This window comes from Sphingomonas arantia (genome assembly GCF_042682045.1).
GTDB classification, from domain to species: Bacteria; Pseudomonadota; Alphaproteobacteria; order Sphingomonadales; family Sphingomonadaceae; genus Sphingomonas_R; species Sphingomonas_R arantia.
Map to the genome: position 1 here is coordinate 173,408 of NZ_JBHUGS010000004.1, position 14,779 is coordinate 188,186.

The following is a 14,779-nucleotide window of genomic DNA, read 5'->3' on the forward strand; positions in this document are numbered from 1 at the left end:
CCTAGGGCCGCAATCGGTATCGCCTGCGTCACTGGACCCCCGCATGCGCGGGGGTACGAAAGGAAGGTCGGCCTGTTCTAGTTCCCCGGCGCAGGCCGGGGCCTAGACGCAACCGTTTCACCTAGGCCCCGGCCTTCGCCGGGGAACTTTCGCGGTCAGGTGGTGATGACGAGGTCGGCCAGGACTGCGTTCAGGAGGAGCATACCGGCGGGTGTTACGCGGATGCGTTGTGCGTTGCGGGTCAGCATCCCTAGTTCGGTCAGGCGGTGCTCGGCCTTCGGATCGATCAGCTCTGCGATGCCGGTGCGGCGGGTCAGGTGCGCGAGGTCGACGCCTTCGTCGAGGCGGAGGCCCATGAGGAGCGCTTCGGTGGCGCGTTCGCGGGGGGCGAGGGGGTCTTCGACCTGGATGCCGTGGCCGGTGGCGGCGACGCGTTTGAGCCAGTTTTCGGGTTTCTTGTGGCGAACGGTGGCCGCGCCGAGGCGGCGGCCGTGCGCGCCGGGGCCGATGCCGAGATAGTCCTGGTAGCGCCAGTAGGCGAGGTTGTGGCGGCTCTGCTGGCCGGGTTTCGCGTGGTTCGAGACCTCGTAGGCGGGCAAGCCGGCGGCGGCGGTGCGGGCGCGGGTGGCCTCGAACAGGTCGGCGGCGCGGTCGGGGTCGAGCTCGATCAGGCTGCCCTTGAGCGCATCGGTGGCGAAGCGCGTGCCGTCCTCGATCGTCAGCTGGTAGAGCGAGAGGTGGCCGGTGCCGAGCGCGATGGCTTGGGCGAGTTCGCGATCCCAGGCTTGCGGAGACTGGTCGGGGCGGGCGTAGATCAGGTCGAAGGTGACGCGGTCGAACACGCTTTGCGCGACGGCGAGCGCGCCGAGCCCTTCGCGGACGTCATGCGCGCGTTCGAGGAAGCGGAGCGCGGCGTCGTCGAGTGCCTGGAGCCCGAGCGAGACGCGGTTGACGCCGGCGGCGGCGATGTCGGCGAAACGCGCGGCCTCGACCGAGGAAGGGTTGGCCTCCAGCGTGATCTCGATATCCGGCGCGAAGCCCCAGTGGCGTTCGGCCGCCGTCAGGAGCGCTGCGACGGTCTCGGGGGGCATGAGCGAGGGGGTGCCGCCGCCGAAGAAGATCGATTGCAGTTTGCGGCCGGGGGTGAGCGCGGCTTCGTGGGCGAGGTCGGACAGGAGCGCGGTGCGCCAGGCGGCCTGGTCGACGCTGTCGCGGACGTGGCTGTTGAAGTCGCAATAGGGGCATTTGGAGACGCAGAACGGCCAGTGGATGTAGAGGGCCAACTGCTCCCCCTCCTGAAGGGAAGGGGCTGGGGGGTGGGTGGCGTCCGCGAGCGCCACGGGCGTTGCGGGCTCGCTGCGCTCGCCACCCACCCCCGGCCCCTCCCTTGAAAGGGAGGGGGGAAGAGGGGCTTCGTCCTTCAAAACACCGCTGCGGTGAGGAGGTTGAAGGCGGCGGCGCGGTGGCTGATGGCGTGTTTGGCGTCCGGGTCGATTTCGCCGTAGGTTTCGGTGGCGCCGAGGGGGAGGAACATGGCGTCGTAGCCGAAGCCGTGTTCGCCGCGCGGGGGCCAGACGAGGGTGCCGTCGGCGCGGCCTTCGAAGGTTTCGATGTGGCCGTCGGGCCAGCAGAGCGAGAGCGCGCAGACGAAGTGGGCGTCGCGGCCGGCATCGGGGCCGGTGGCGAGGATCGCGTCGTTGACGAGCCGCATCGCGACGTCGAAGTCCTTCGACGGGCCGGCCCAGCGGGCGGAGAAGATGCCGGGATCGCCGCCGAGCGCCTCGACGCACAGGCCGCTGTCGTCGGCGAGCGCGGGGAGGCCGGACAGGTCGGCGGCGGCGCGCGCCTTCAGTTCGGCGTTGGAGGCGAAGGTGGTACCGGTTTCGTCCGGTTCGGGCAGGTCGAGTTCGGCCGCGGACACGGTTTCGATGCCGTAGGGGCGCAGCAGGTCGCCGATCTCGCGAACCTTGCCCTGATTGTGGCTGGCGATGACGAGCCGGCCGGGGCCGAGCTTGCGGTGGGGCACGGGCGGGGCCGCGTCGTCCGAGAGCGCGATCATCGGCCGGTGGCCTTGCGCTGGGCGGCGAAGATGTCTGTGCAGCCGATGCGGGCGAGGCGGAGCAGGCGGAGCAGCTCCTCCTCGTCGAAGGTGGCGCCTTCGGCGGTCGCCTGGACCTCGGCGATCTTGCCGTCGCCGATCAGCACGAAATTGGCGTCGGCATGCGCGTTCGAGTCTTCGATATAGTCGAGGTCGAGGACCGGCGTGCCTTCGTGGATGCCGGCCGAGACGGCGGCGACCTGCGACTTGATCGGGTCGGCGGTGAGCTTGCCGTCGGCGAGCAGCTTGTCGACCGCGAGGCGGAGCGCGACCCAGGCGCCGGAGATCGCCGCGGTGCGCGTGCCGCCGTCGGCCTGCAGCACGTCGCAGTCGAGCGTGAACTGGCGCTCGCCGAGCACGTCCATGTCGACGACGGTGCGGAGCGAGCGGCCGATCAGGCGCTGGATCTCCTGCGTGCGGCCGGACTGCTTGCCCTTGGCGGCCTCGCGGTTGCCGCGGGTGTGGGTGGCGCGCGGGAGCATGCCATATTCGGCGGTGACCCAGCCCTTGCCCTTGCCGCGCAGCCAGGGCGGGAGCCGTTCCTCGAGCGAGGCGGTGACGAGCACGCGCGTGTCGCCGAAGCCGATCAGGCAGGACCCCTCGGCATGGGCGGAATAGCCGGTTTCGATGGTGATCGCCCGCATCTGGTCAGGGGCTCGGCCGGAGGGGCGCATATCGTCTTGTCCTGTCGCTGTGATCCGCGCGATGTAGCGGCGCGACGGGATTGCCGCCAGCCCCGGCGGCCGCGTGGGTTACGGAGATGATGCGATGAAGACGGCGTGGCGGATCGTGGGGGTGGCGGCGATGCTGATCGGGGCGCTGTGGATTTTGCAGGGGCTGGGCGTGGTGCGGTGGCCGGCGTCGAGCTTTATGCTGGATGCGCGGCCGTGGGCGGTGCGCGGCGCGGTGATGATGGCGATGGGGTGCGTGGCGTTGTGGATGGGGGCGCGGGCGCGGGGATAGCGTCCGCCGTCTAGCCGAAAAGGAGCGGCGCGGCGGTTTCGGGGCCGAGGCGGATGCCGTCGAGCGGGCCGTGGCGCGGTTCCCGGTCGTTGGCCGAATATCCCGTCGCGCGGATCGCAATGACCTCTGCCCCGACGGGATCCGCCGACACGGGCAAGGGCGCGATCCGATATTTGCGGGATGGCATGCCGAGCAGGTGGCGCAGGACCAGTGGCAACGCGCCGGGGTGGCGCGTGGCGAGGACATGCCGCGCGAACGCCGCGAGATGGCCGCGCTTGAGCCGCGCGAGCGCGCGCAGCAGGCGGATGAAATCCTGCGCCACGCCGAGCGGCGGTACGGTCGTCTTGTCGCGGACATAATGGTAGGCGTAGGCACGGTAGGCGATGAATTCGCGATCGAGATCGTCGAGCAGGATTGCCGAAGACATCGTTTCCTGTTCGCCCTGCCGCCACTGGGCCAGCGCGCGATTGACGATCAGGACGGGCGCGAAATCGTAGAGCCGCGCGTTCCAGCAGGATTCGGCCATGGTCGGCATCATGTCGACCGTTTCGAACAGGATGCCGGCCTCGATCGCGCTGCGGTGGACGCATTGCGCGGTGGGGATCGTCTCGCCGACATCCTGGAGCGTGTAGGCGGCGGCGGCGGCCTGCGACTGCGGAATCGAGGCGAATAGCGGGCGGTTGCCGGGGTGGAACGGCGTCACCAGCCGGTTGCCGACATAACGGTCGACGCGGCAGCGGAGCAGCCGGGCCTCCGGACAGGCACGCGCGCCCGCCATCAGCGTCGTGACGCAATCGCGCGCCAGGACGTCGTCGTCGTGGAGCAGTTTCAGCCACTCGCCCGGTGCGGCGCGGAGCGCGCGGTTGGTGTTCGCGACGAACCCCGCCTCGCCCGGGCCGCGGACGATGCGCAAGCGCCGTTCGCCGCCGAACCGCTGTTCGAGCAATCGGGTGGTCGGGTTCGGGGCCGGCTCGTCATCGCTGACGACCACGGTGATGTTCGGGTAATCCTGGTCCAGCGCACTGGCGACCGCCCGAACAAGGGTCGCGGGCCGCCGGTATGTCGGGATGCAGATACTGACCGCGGGATGGATCGACATGGAAGCGCACTCTTCTGGGGCTTCTCCGGTGTGCATAGCCCTGCGGTCCGACCGGTTATGTCTGCGATCCTGCCGTTTGTTTACCATGCTTCTTGCGTGCGGCTTTTTGAGATGGTTGCTTTGTGGACCCGTTGTTCGGGCTGGATCGGGCGCCGTGCGCGAATGGCGTCCTGCTTTTTCCGGACGCGGGCTGATGAGCGGCGCGGGGGGCGGAGTGCGGCCCGGGGTTTGGAGCCGCCGCGGTTTGTGATTACATGGGTGACATGAACGGGACACCCATCACCGAATTGTCGGCGCGGGCGCGCGAGGTTTTCCGGGTGGTCGTGGAGTCGTATCTCGGTACCGGCGCGCCGGTCGGATCGCGGACGATCTCGAAGCTGGCGTCGCTCAATCTGTCGCCGGCGTCGATCCGCAACGTGATGCAGGATCTGGAGGAGGCGGGGCTGCTGGCAGCACCGCATACCAGCGCGGGGCGGATGCCGACCGAGAGCGGGCTCAGGCTGTTCGTCGACGGGATGATGCAGGCGGCGCTGCCGTCGGCGGAGGAGCAGGCGGCGATCGAAGGGCGCGCGCGCGGCGGGGGCACGATCGAGGAAGCGCTGGTCGCGACGTCGATGGCGTTGTCCGGCCTGTCGGCCTGCGCAGGCATCGTGCTGGTGCCGCGGCGGGAGCCGGTGTTGCGGCAGTTTTCGTTCGTGCCGCTGAACGCGATGCAGGCGATCGCGGTGCTCGTCGGCACGGACGGGACGGTCGAGAACCGCGTCGTCGACCTGCCGCCCGGGATGCCGCCGTCCGCGCTGGTTGAGGCGGGGAATTATATGTCGACGCGGCTGACGGGGCTGAACCTGTCGCAGGCGCGCGGGCGGATGGACGAGGAGATCGGGCGCGGGCGCGCGGCGCTGGACCTGGCGGCAGCGGACCTGGTGGCGCGCGGGCTGGCGGTGTGGTCCGAGGACGGCGCGGCGCGGCCGGTGCTGATCGTGCGCGGTGCGGCGAACCTGATCGACGCGACCGCGTCGGCGGACCTGGAGCGGGTGCGGCAATTGCTCGACGAGATCGAGGGCAAGGAGGAGATCGCCCGGCTGCTCGACATGGCGCGCGGGGCGCAGGGGATGAAGATCTTCATCGGATCGGAGAACAAGCTGTTCTCGCTGTCCGGCTCGTCGGTGATCGCCGCGCCTTACCGTGGGGGCGACGGACAGGTGGTCGGTGTGGTGGGGGTGATCGGGCCAACTCGGTTGAACTATGCGCGGGTGGTCCCCATGGTGGATTTCACGGCTCAAGCACTGACGAGATTGATGGCATGATCGATATGACGAACGACGACACGAACACCGAGGACCTGCGCGCCGAGACGGCGGGCGATGCGCCGGAACTGGCGGAGCATGACCGGTATGCCGCGCTGGAAGAGGAAGTGGCGCGGTTGAAGAACGAGGTGCTGTACGCGCAGGCCGATACGCAGAATGTCCGCCGCCGGCTGGAAAAGGACAAGGCGGATGCGACCGCCTATGCCGCGACGAGCTTTGCGCGCGACATGCTGTCGGTCGCGGACAATATGAGCCGGGCGCTGTCGGTGATCCCCGACGAGATGCGCGGCGACGAGCGGCTGAAGGGCCTGCTGGTCGGGATCGAGGCGACGGGCCGCGAGCTTGAGTCGGTGCTGAAGCGCCACGGCGTGGTGAAGATCGAGTCGATGGGCGAGAAGCTGGACCCGAACAAGCACCAGGCGATGATCGAGATGCCGTCGGACAAGGCGCCGGGCACGGTGATCCAGGAGATGCAGGCGGGCTACATGCTGCGCGACCGGCTGCTGCGGCCGGCGATGGTGGGGGTTGCTCGGGCGCCGGATGCGGCGGCTGGGTGATTTTTTTGATGCTGGGGGTTGGGGCGTCGGTTCGATGTCCTGGCTTCCGTATCCCGGCGGATGCCGGGATCCAGCTGAGTTGCTGGCGGAGCGTTTTGGTTTTGTAGGTTAGTCGCGCACGCTCAGCTGGATCCCCGCATCCGCGGGGATACTGGTTTGGTGAATGGCGAGGGTTGTTAGGCCGCTTTGTCGGCTCGCTAGCTGACGTATTGAGACACGATTCCGTATCTCGGCGGATGCCGGGATCCAGCTGAGTTGCTGGCGGAGCGTTTCGGTTTTGTAGGTTAGGCGCGCACGCTTAGCTGGATCCCCGCGTCCGCGGGGATGCGGTCGGTTTACGTCGTGCGACTTCAACGTGACGCTGCGAGCGGTCAGGGGGAGTGCAGCGCTTTCTCCGCCGCGTCCCTCGACTGAGCGCGGGCTCAGCCCTGCAGCGCGGGCGTCAGGCGGCGGTGGAAGGTCGTGAGGTGGCGGATCGCAAGCGCCGCAGTTGAGCGCGGCACCAGCAGCGCGAGCGCGGCGGTGGCGGCGGCGGGGTTTTCCGGGACGAGCGCGGCGATGCCGAGCAGGACGGCTTCGTCTTCCTCGACGCGCGCGTGGCAGGGGCGCTGGAAGGCGATCGGGGCCGCGTCGGCCCCGTCGAGGAGCGTCATCGCGGCGTGGAGCGCGTCAGTGGCGCCGACGCGCGCCGATTCGGGCAGGCGGGCGGCGGCGTTGGCGGCCCGATCCCGGCCGAGCGTGGCAGCGAGCGCCCAGTTGCGCATGGCGTCGAGCAGGACACGGTCGGCGGTCGAGAGTGCTGCGACAGGACGGTCGAGATAGGCGTACATGGCGCTCCGGACGGGTTAGTTGCGAATGATTGTCATTCCTAGCTTACTGACACCCGTCGTCAAGATGCGAATGATTGTCATTCCGAACTTCGTGAGCTTCGGGATGTGTGTGGATGGCGCGGGGTGGCTGGATCGGCGTGCGGTGGCGTGACGCCTTGCCGTTGCCGATGCTCGGCAGAACTGGGGGCCGTTTCTCGGGGTCACCTTTGGGTGGATGTGGGCCGTCTCGGCTTCGCTCGACGGGTCCCTCGACTGCGCTCGGGATGGACGGGTGGGTTTGGGGCGGCAGGCTGGAGAGCAGCGCCGTTGACCCGACGGTACGGGACTTCGTCTTGTATCACGCCGAGGCGTGCGTGGTTCAGGGTTCCCGACAGGCTCGAACCAAACGGAGGTGGCGTGGGGTTCTCGACAGGCTCGAACCGAACGGAGGTGGTGCGGGTTCTCGACAAGCTCGAACCGAACGGACGTGGTGCGGCGCGAACGGCTTCGGCTTGAGTTCCGGGAGGCGGATCGGCCTTCGACAAGCCCTGAAAGTTTCCCGGCGGAGGCTGGGGCCTGAACGCAACCGCTTCACCTAGGCCCCGGCCTTCGCCGGGGAACATGCAGCGTTCCGAGGGGGGCGGGGATGTTGAGTTGGCGAGGGTATTCTGGGGTGAGCGCGCGATGTTCGGCGCGCACCAAAAAGGGCGCGGACCTTGGCCCGCGCCCTTTTCCTGTTCGAACGGTCGGCCGGTTAGGCGGCGACGGGTTCGAAGTGGCCGCACCAGTCGGAGGCCTCGACCTTCGGCCAGATGCCTGCAGCTTCGCCGCTCGGCTGGCTGATCGGCGGGTTGTAGCGGCAGAGGCCCAGGTCGGCGGATGCTTCGGCGTTGTCGAAGAACTTGCACTTGGCGCAGGCGGCGGCTCCGGCGGTGGTGATGACCATGATGTTTCTCCGTGACTGGGATCGTCTTGTTGATGAAATCCCCTAGCCCGCAAAAAGTTGCTTGTGAAGTCAAACTATTCAATGCGATTCATTCTCACAGATACTGATAATGGATCGCATTATCCGGGGTAACGATAATCATTTGCAAGTAAGCCGAAGATCAGCCGTGAAACGGAAGCAGGCTGTCATATTGCGCGAGCGGCGGGGCGCCCGGCACGGTGCGGCCCTGGCGGAGGAGCCAGGCGTGGCGGACGATTTCGGCCTGTTGTTCCAGCCCGTAGCGCGCGAGCGGCCAGCCGGGGGTGAGGCGGTAATGGTAGCGGCAGAAGGGGTGGCGGGCGAGCGGCAGCCAGATGCCGCGCTGACGCTGCCAGACATGGGTCATTTCGTGGACGAACAGCCCGCGCAGGCCGAGCGGGGCGAGCGTGTAGTCGTCCGCGTAGAGGTCGCCTTGCGGGTGGAGCCAGATGTGGCCGTCGGGCGACATCGCGACGTTGCGCGGCTGGAAGGGGAACCATTTGGCGCGGTTGATGGTGACCGGGGCGGTGTCGATCGTGGCGCCGAAGATGGTGCGGACGAGGTCGATCTCGTTCGGGGTGAGGGGGCGGCGCATTTCGTCGATGTAACCGCTGACTTTGCGTTTGGGGAGAGGTTGCCCCCACCCCAACCCAGTTCCAATTCCTCGCGGGTGAAACAGGCCCCCGGCCTGTTTCAGGAATTGCCGGGGCAATCCCGACCCGCCAGGAATTCAAACTCCTGAAGGAGAGGGGCTTTAGAAGAGATCAGTAGGGCGCGTCGTCGCCGGCGGCGATGGTCTGGGCTTCGGTGGTGAGGGTAGTGCCGGACCGGAAGCGCAGGATGAGCGGGACGGGGGTACCGGGCGTGACGTTCTGCGACAGGCCGAACAGCATGACGTGGTTGCCGGCCGGGGAGAAGGCCACGACCCCATCGGCCGGTATCTCAACGTCTTCCAGCGGGGTCATGGTGGCCATGCCGGCGTGCATGCCGGATGCGTGCAGTTCGGCGCGGGCGGCACCCGTGGCGGTGATACCGACCAGCCGGTCCGGAAGTCCGCCGCCGGACACGGTGAAATAGGCCGCCGCGGGGCGGCCGGGGACCGCGGGGAGCCGGACATAGGCGTCGTCCACGCTGACCGAGCGCGCCTGACAGGCCGACAGCAGGACGGGCAACAGCGCGGCGAGGAGGATCGGATGGCGGCGCATGGCGGTTCTTCCCGGATGGCGGCGGCGCGGTCGTAAGGCGGGCCTTGAGCGTCATCTGCAATCCGGGCCGGGCAACGCGCAAGCCGGAAAAGGGGTCCGCCGACAAATCGTCCTACGCTTGAAGGGCCGCGCCACCCCCCTATATCCCGGATCACACTGGTTTAGTCCGCGGTTTTGGCCGCGGGCTTCATCCGGAGTTTCGAACGGGTTGCCGACCGGAGACGGCGCGACCCGATCGGTTCATTTTCGAGGGGCACAAAGAGAGCATTATGGCAAAAGTCATCGGGATCGATCTGGGTACCACCAACAGCTGCGTCGCCGTGATGGAAGGCGGCAAGCCGAAGGTCATCGAGAATTCGGAAGGCGCGCGCACCACGCCGTCGATCGTCGCATTCGCCAAGGACGGCGAGCGGCTGATCGGCCAGCCGGCCAAGCGCCAGGCGGTCACCAACCCCGACAACACGATTTTCGCCGTGAAGCGCCTGATCGGCCGCCGGTTCGACGACCCGGTGACCAAGAAGGACACCGAGCTGGTCCCGTACCACATCGTCAAGGGCAGCAACGGCGACGCATGGGTCAAGGCCGGGACGGAAGAGTATAGCCCGTCGCAGATCAGCGCGTTCACGCTGCAGAAGATGAAGGAAACCGCCGAGTCCTATCTGGGCGAGACGGTGACGCAGGCGGTGATCACCGTGCCGGCATACTTCAACGACGCACAGCGCCAGGCGACCAAGGATGCCGGGCGCATCGCGGGCCTGGAAGTGCTGCGCATCATCAACGAGCCGACGGCGGCGGCGCTGGCGTACGGCCTCGAGAAGAACGACGGCAAGACGATCGCGGTCTACGATCTGGGCGGCGGCACGTTCGATATCTCCGTGCTGGAAATCGGCGACGGCGTGTTCGAGGTGAAGGCCACCAACGGCGACACGTTCCTGGGCGGTGAGGATTTCGACAGCAAGGTCGTCGAATATCTGGCCGAGGAGTTCAAGAAGGCCGAGGGTATCGACCTGACCAAGGACCGGCTGGCGCTGCAGCGGTTGAAGGAAGCGGCCGAGAAGGCGAAGATCGAGCTGTCGTCCACCGCGACGACCGAGGTCAACCTGCCGTTCATCACCGCCGACGCGACGGGTCCGAAGCATCTGGTCAAGACGATCACGCGGTCCGACCTGGAGCGGCTGGTCGACGGGCTGGTGAAGCGCACGATCGAGCCGCTGCGCAAGGCGCTGGCCGATGCGGGACTGAAGCCGGACGACATCGACGAGGTCGTGATGGTCGGCGGCATGACCCGCATGCCCAAGGTGCGCGAGGCCGTGAAGGCGTTCTTCGGCGGGAAGGAACCGCATGTCGGCGTGAACCCGGACGAAGTCGTGGCGATGGGTGCCGCGATCCAGGCCGGCGTGTTGCAGGGTGACGTCAAGGACGTGCTGCTGCTCGACGTGACGCCGCTGTCGCTGGGCATCGAGACGCTGGGCGGCGTGTTCACCCGCATGATCGACCGCAACACGACGATCCCGACGAAGAAGTCGCAGACCTATTCGACGGCGGACGACAACCAGAACGCGGTCACCATCCGGGTCTTCCAGGGTGAGCGCGAGATGGCGGCGGACAACAAGATGCTCGGCCAGTTCGACCTGGTCGGCATTCCGCCGGCGCCGCGCGGCGTGCCGCAGATCGAGGTCACGTTCGACATCGACGCCAACGGCATCGTGAACGTGAGCGCCAAGGATCGCGGCACCGGCAAGGAGCAGCAGATCAAGATCCAGGCATCGGGCGGTCTGAGCGATGGCGACATCGACCAGATGGTCAAGGATGCCGAGCAGTTCGCCGAGGACGACAAGAAGCGTCGTGCGGCAGCCGAGGCGAAGAACAACGCGGAGGGGCTGATCCATTCGACGGAGCAGCAGCTGCGCGAGCATGGCGACAAGATCGACGCCGGGCTGAAGTCCGAGATCGAGGCGGCGGTGGCCAAGGCCAAGACCGCGGTCGAGGGTGGCGATGCCGACGCGATGTCGACCGAGGCGCAGGCCCTGGCGCAGGTCGCTATGAAGATGGGTCAGGCGATCTACGAGAAGGACCAGGCCGCGGCCGCATCGCCCGGTGGCGAAGGCGGTGCGGAGACGGCGGCGAAGGACGACGATGTCGTCGACGCCGAATTCTCCGAGGTGGACGACAAGAAGGCGTAAGCGTCTTCGTCCCCGATCGTCACCCCGGCGCAGGCCGGGGTCTCCCTGGGGCAGGCGCGTCCCAAGCCTCAGGGAGATCCCGGCCTGCGCCGGGATGACGGTAGGGGGTTGGATCGCCGTGCTGTACTGACCGAGTAAACGCCATGCCTGATACCGAATATTACGAGCTGCTGGAGGTCGAGAAGACCGCCGACGACAAGACGATCAAGTCGTCCTACCGGCGGCTGGCGATGATCTGCCACCCGGACAAGAACCCGGGCTGCGCGAAGAGCGAGGCGAAGTTCAAGGCGATTTCCGAGGCCTATGACTGCCTGAAGGATCCGCAGAAGCGCGCGGCTTACGACCGGTTCGGTAAGGCGGCATTCCAGAATGGCGGCCCCGGCGGCGGGCAGGATTTCGGCGGCGGCGGTTTTTCCGACATCTTCGAAAATATCTTCGGCGAATTCATGGGCGGCGGTCAGGGTCGCGGCGGGCAGCGTCAGTCGCACCGTGGTGCCGACCTGCGTTACGACATGGAGATCACGTTCGAGGACGCGTATCACGGCAAGGACGCATCGGTCACGATCGAGGTCGCGACGCCGTGCGAACCGTGCGACGGGACGGGCGCGAAGCCCGGCACCAAGGCGCGCGGGTGCCCGACCTGCGCCGGCCATGGCAAGGTCCGCGCACAGCAGGGCTTCTTCGTGGTGGAGCGGGTCTGCCCGACCTGCCACGGCGCGGGGCAGGTGATCGAGGCGCCGTGCGACAATTGCCGCGGCGAGGGCCGGGTCGACAAGCAGAAGACGATCTCCGTCAAGATCCCGCCGGGGGTGGACGAGGGGACACGGATCCGCCTGACCGGCGAGGGCGAGGCCGGATCGCGCGGGTCCCCGCCGGGCGACCTTTACATTTTCATCCACCTGGCGCGGCATGCGTTGTTTCAGCGTGAGGGCAATACGCTGTTCGCGCGGTGCCCGATTTCGTTCACGACCGCGGCGCTGGGCGGGACGATCACTGTACCGGGGCTCGACAAGGTAGCGCACGAGATCCGCATTCCGGCCGGCATCCAGTCGGGCAAGCAGATCAAGCAGCGCGCGGCAGGGATGCCGGTGCTGAACGGCCGCGGGTTCGGCGACATGGTCGTCGAGATCGAGGTCGAGACGCCGACCAAGCTGACGTCGAAGCAGAAGGAATTGCTGGAGCAGTTCCGCGCGACCGAGACGGGGGCTGAGTCCCCAGCGAGCGACGGGTTCTTCGGGAAGATCAAGCATATCTTCGGGGAGTGAGTTGGAGAGTTGCTGAGGGTCGGGTTGGGCTGAACTGGACGTCCGACTGCTGTAAGTGACGAGGGGAGCGGTAAGCGCCCCCGTCGTCATCCCGGCGGACGCCGGGATCTCCATGGGGCCTGGTGGGGTCTCTTTTTAGGAATGGTCGCACGCGTAGCGTAGGGCCGGGTTGGCGTTTTCGTCCCGCTGTTGCTGTGCCGATCTTGGTCGAGACGTGTGGATTGGCCTGTCTGTTACCGAAGGGAGATCCCGGCTTTCGCCGGGATGACGGTTTGTCGGGGGCGTTGCGGCACGCGGATCGGTTGCGGTGGAACACTGATCTCAGCGCTATCGTCCGCCTCTCCGCGGCTAGGTGCGCTCGTTACACTCGCTGTCTTCAACTCGAACCGGTTTCCGACACAAAAAAAGCGCCGCGGAAGCGGCGCTCTTGGGTGGGTTTCCCCGGTTGGTGCGTCTACGCTTTAGAGCGAGACGACGACTGCGACGGCGAGGGCCTGGGCGGCGATCGCGAGGACGGCGGTCGTGGCGTTTTCGAGGTAGGTCATGTCGTGCTCCTTGGCCCGGCGGAATGCCACGGGCCGGCGCTCTCTAGCGCGTGAGTAGACATATGGGATTGTTGTTTGCGCGCGCAATTTTAATGCGTGCGTGTGCGGTTGTGTTTCTTGCACTTGTAAGGTTGTTTGGCGCCGCGGTGTCGGTGCTGTGGTCGGGATGGGGATCGGTGACCCGCGACGGAGCAAGACGTCCTTTGTCACACTCTCGGAAAGTCCAGCAATGAGGTCGTCGGGGCTTGGTTCCAGGCTGGGATCGCAACAGCTGGAGTCAAATCCCACAACCCCGTTTGGTTCGAGCTTGTCGAGAACTCAGCGCGGAGTTCTCGACAAGCTCGAACCAAACGGGGAGGGCTATTTGGTCTGGTAAAGCCTTGGGTTACGCTTCGCCGAAGACGCGGGTGAAGATCGTGTCGACGTGGCGGAGATGGTAGGCGAGGTCGAAGCGGCTTTCGATCTCCTCCGCGCTGAGGGCCGCGGTGACCTGCGGGTCGGCGAGCAGGAGGTCCTTGAGGGACAGTGCGCCGTCCGACTCCCAGACCTTCATCGCGTTGCGCTGGACCAGCGTATAGGCGTCTTCGCGGCTGACGCCGGCCTGGGTGAGCGCGAGCAGGACGCGCTGCGAGTGGACGAGCCCACCCATGCGGTCGAGATTCTTCTGCATGCGCGCCGGGTAGACGACGAGCTTGTCGATCACGCCGGTGAGGCGGGCGAGCGCGAAGTCGAGCGTGATGGTGGCGTCGGGGCCGATATAGCGTTCGACCGACGAGTGGCTGATGTCGCGTTCGTGCCAGAGCGCCACGTTTTCGAGCGCGGGGGTGACATAGCCGCGGACCATGCGGGCGAGGCCGGTGAGGTTCTCGGTCAGCACCGGGTTGCGCTTGTGCGGCATCGCCGAGGAGCCCTTCTGGCCGGGGGAGAAATACTCCTCGGCTTCCAGAACCTCGGTGCGCTGGAGATGGCGGATCTCGGTCGCGAGCCGTTCGATCGACGACGCGATGACGCCCAGCGTGGCGAAATACATGGCGTGGCGATCGCGCGGGATGACCTGCGTCGAGATCGGTTCGACGGTGAGGCCGAGCTTCTCCGCGACGTAGGATTCGACGAACGGGTCGATGTTGGCGAAGGTGCCGACGGCACCGGAGATGGCGCAGGTCGCGATCTCCGCACGCGCCGCGACGAGCCGCGCGCGGCAGCGGGCGAATTCCGCATGGGCGAGTGCGAGTTTCAGGCCGAAGGTGACCGGTTCGGCGTGGATGCCGTGGCTGCGCCCGATCGTGGGGGTGAGCTTGTGTTCGAACGCACGAGTCTTGAGCGCGGCGAGCAGCGCGTCGAGATCGGCGAGCAGGATGTCGCTGGCGCGCGCGAGCTGGACCGACAGGCAGGTGTCGAGCACGTCGGACGAGGTCATGCCCTGGTGCATGAAGCGCGCCTCCGGGCCGACATGTTCGGCGACGTTGGTGAGGAAGGCGATGACGTCGTGCTTGGTCTCGCGCTCGATTTCGTCGATGCGGTCGACCTCGAACGCGCCCTTGGCCCAAATCGCGGCGGCGGCCTCGCGCGGCACGACGCCCAGTTCGGCGAGCGCGTCGGTGGCGTGCGCCTCGATTTCGAACCAGATGCGGAAACGCTGTTCCGGCGTCCAGATGGCGACCATGTCGGGGCGCGAATAGCGAGGGATCATGTGCGGCGGTCCTGGCTGATGATGTCTGGCGGGCCGGTAGCAGAGGCGGGCGAGGGCGTCCACGTGGGCGGCTTTTTCTTGATCTGTGTAAAGT

14 protein-coding genes are annotated in these 14,779 nt (G+C 67.2%); 5 read left to right on the forward strand and 9 right to left on the reverse strand.

The genetic code is table 11. The annotated features are described in order from the left end of the window. Positions 1 to 155: 155 nt before the first annotated feature. The 3 genes from hemW to rph form a co-directional block, all read right to left on the reverse strand. Positions 156 to 1,283, reverse strand: a complete 1,128-nt coding sequence (hemW, locus tag ACFSGX_RS14795) for a radical SAM family heme chaperone HemW (protein ID WP_380931074.1) — start codon at positions 1,281 to 1,283, stop codon at positions 156 to 158. Between the two features lie 137 nt (positions 1,284 to 1,420). Further along, positions 1,421 to 2,059, reverse strand: a complete 639-nt coding sequence (rdgB, locus tag ACFSGX_RS14800; protein ID WP_380931075.1) for an RdgB/HAM1 family non-canonical purine NTP pyrophosphatase — start codon at positions 2,057 to 2,059, stop codon at positions 1,421 to 1,423. After that, positions 2,056 to 2,772 carry a ribonuclease PH gene (rph, locus tag ACFSGX_RS14805; RefSeq protein ID WP_157177723.1) on the reverse strand — a complete coding sequence of 239 codons (717 nt, stop codon included), beginning with the start codon at positions 2,770 to 2,772 and terminating at the stop codon, positions 2,056 to 2,058. The genes rdgB and rph overlap by 4 nt, the downstream gene beginning before the upstream one ends. Positions 2,773 to 2,866: 94 nt before the next feature. On the opposite strand from rph, the gene ACFSGX_RS14810 reads away from it, so the two are divergent. After that, positions 2,867 to 3,061, forward strand: coding sequence for a hypothetical protein (locus ACFSGX_RS14810; RefSeq protein ID WP_380931076.1), 195 nt, complete (start codon positions 2,867 to 2,869; stop codon positions 3,059 to 3,061). Positions 3,062 to 3,071: 10 nt separating this feature from the next. Here the strand turns inward: ACFSGX_RS14810 and ACFSGX_RS14815 are convergent, their stop codons facing one another. After that, the gene (locus tag ACFSGX_RS14815) at positions 3,072 to 4,160 is read right to left on the reverse strand and encodes a glycosyltransferase family 2 protein (RefSeq protein WP_380931077.1); all 1,089 of its coding nucleotides are present in this window, start codon (positions 4,158 to 4,160) and stop codon (positions 3,072 to 3,074) included. Between the two features lie 263 nt (positions 4,161 to 4,423). On the opposite strand from ACFSGX_RS14815, the gene hrcA reads away from it, so the two are divergent. Beyond that, positions 4,424 to 5,467, forward strand: coding sequence for a heat-inducible transcriptional repressor HrcA (hrcA, locus tag ACFSGX_RS14820; protein ID WP_380931078.1), 1,044 nt, complete (start codon positions 4,424 to 4,426; stop codon positions 5,465 to 5,467). A 5-nt stretch (positions 5,468 to 5,472) separates the two neighbouring features. Beyond that, positions 5,473 to 6,024: a nucleotide exchange factor GrpE gene (grpE, locus tag ACFSGX_RS14825; protein WP_380931162.1), complete on the forward strand. Its 552-nt coding sequence runs from the start codon at positions 5,473 to 5,475 to the stop codon at positions 6,022 to 6,024. A 422-nt stretch (positions 6,025 to 6,446) separates the two neighbouring features. Here grpE and ACFSGX_RS14830 read toward each other — a convergent pair whose 3' ends face one another. From ACFSGX_RS14830 to ACFSGX_RS14845, 4 genes are all read right to left on the reverse strand, one after another. Next, positions 6,447 to 6,854 (reverse strand): hypothetical protein, encoded by a 408-nt coding sequence (locus ACFSGX_RS14830; protein ID WP_380931080.1) that lies wholly within the window; start codon positions 6,852 to 6,854, stop codon positions 6,447 to 6,449. Between the two features lie 733 nt (positions 6,855 to 7,587). Further along, complete coding sequence (locus ACFSGX_RS14835) at positions 7,588 to 7,779, reverse strand: hypothetical protein (protein ID WP_184075332.1); 192 nt, start codon at positions 7,777 to 7,779, stop codon at positions 7,588 to 7,590. 160 nt (positions 7,780 to 7,939) lie between these two features. After that, entirely contained in the window at positions 7,940 to 8,392 is a 453-nt protein-coding gene (locus tag ACFSGX_RS14840; protein WP_380931081.1) for a vgr related protein, read from the reverse strand. A 169-nt stretch (positions 8,393 to 8,561) separates the two neighbouring features. Beyond that, positions 8,562 to 9,002, reverse strand: coding sequence for a copper chaperone PCu(A)C (locus tag ACFSGX_RS14845; protein ID WP_380931083.1), 441 nt, complete (start codon positions 9,000 to 9,002; stop codon positions 8,562 to 8,564). 269 nt (positions 9,003 to 9,271) lie between these two features. On the opposite strand from ACFSGX_RS14845, the gene dnaK reads away from it, so the two are divergent. Both dnaK and dnaJ read left to right on the forward strand, forming a co-directional pair. Beyond that, complete coding sequence (gene dnaK / locus ACFSGX_RS14850) at positions 9,272 to 11,185, forward strand: molecular chaperone DnaK (RefSeq protein ID WP_380931084.1); 1,914 nt, start codon at positions 9,272 to 9,274, stop codon at positions 11,183 to 11,185. 143 nt (positions 11,186 to 11,328) lie between these two features. Next, the gene (gene dnaJ, locus ACFSGX_RS14855; RefSeq protein WP_380931085.1) at positions 11,329 to 12,450 is read left to right on the forward strand and encodes a molecular chaperone DnaJ; all 1,122 of its coding nucleotides are present in this window, start codon (positions 11,329 to 11,331) and stop codon (positions 12,448 to 12,450) included. Between the two features lie 930 nt (positions 12,451 to 13,380). Here the strand turns inward: dnaJ and purB are convergent. Then, the gene (gene purB / locus ACFSGX_RS14860) at positions 13,381 to 14,685 is read right to left on the reverse strand and encodes an adenylosuccinate lyase (RefSeq protein WP_380931086.1); all 1,305 of its coding nucleotides are present in this window, start codon (positions 14,683 to 14,685) and stop codon (positions 13,381 to 13,383) included. Between the last annotated feature and the right edge of the window lie 94 nt (positions 14,686 to 14,779).

Bases quoted from the DNA above. Each gene is read 5' to 3' on its own strand.
- rdgB (WP_380931075.1), bottom strand. From the start codon at position 2,059: ATGATCGCGCTCTCGGACGACGCGGCCCCGCCCGTGCCCCACCGCAAG.
- rph (WP_157177723.1), bottom strand. From the start codon at position 2,772: ATGCGCCCCTCCGGCCGAGCCCCTGACCAGATGCGGGCGATCACCATC.
- ACFSGX_RS14810 (WP_380931076.1), top strand. From the start codon at position 2,867: ATGAAGACGGCGTGGCGGATCGTGGGGGTGGCGGCGATGCTGATCGGG.
- ACFSGX_RS14815 (WP_380931077.1), bottom strand. From the start codon at position 4,160: ATGTCGATCCATCCCGCGGTCAGTATCTGCATCCCGACATACCGGCGG.
- hrcA (WP_380931078.1), top strand. From the start codon at position 4,424: ATGAACGGGACACCCATCACCGAATTGTCGGCGCGGGCGCGCGAGGTT.
- grpE (WP_380931162.1), top strand. From the start codon at position 5,473: ATGACGAACGACGACACGAACACCGAGGACCTGCGCGCCGAGACGGCG.
- ACFSGX_RS14830 (WP_380931080.1), bottom strand. From the start codon at position 6,854: ATGTACGCCTATCTCGACCGTCCTGTCGCAGCACTCTCGACCGCCGAC.
- ACFSGX_RS14835 (WP_184075332.1), bottom strand. From the start codon at position 7,779: ATGGTCATCACCACCGCCGGAGCCGCCGCCTGCGCCAAGTGCAAGTTC.
- ACFSGX_RS14840 (WP_380931081.1), bottom strand. From the start codon at position 8,392: ATGCGCCGCCCCCTCACCCCGAACGAGATCGACCTCGTCCGCACCATC.
- ACFSGX_RS14845 (WP_380931083.1), bottom strand. From the start codon at position 9,002: ATGCGCCGCCATCCGATCCTCCTCGCCGCGCTGTTGCCCGTCCTGCTG.
- dnaK (WP_380931084.1), top strand. From the start codon at position 9,272: ATGGCAAAAGTCATCGGGATCGATCTGGGTACCACCAACAGCTGCGTC.
- dnaJ (WP_380931085.1), top strand. From the start codon at position 11,329: ATGCCTGATACCGAATATTACGAGCTGCTGGAGGTCGAGAAGACCGCC.
- purB (WP_380931086.1), bottom strand. From the start codon at position 14,685: ATGATCCCTCGCTATTCGCGCCCCGACATGGTCGCCATCTGGACGCCG.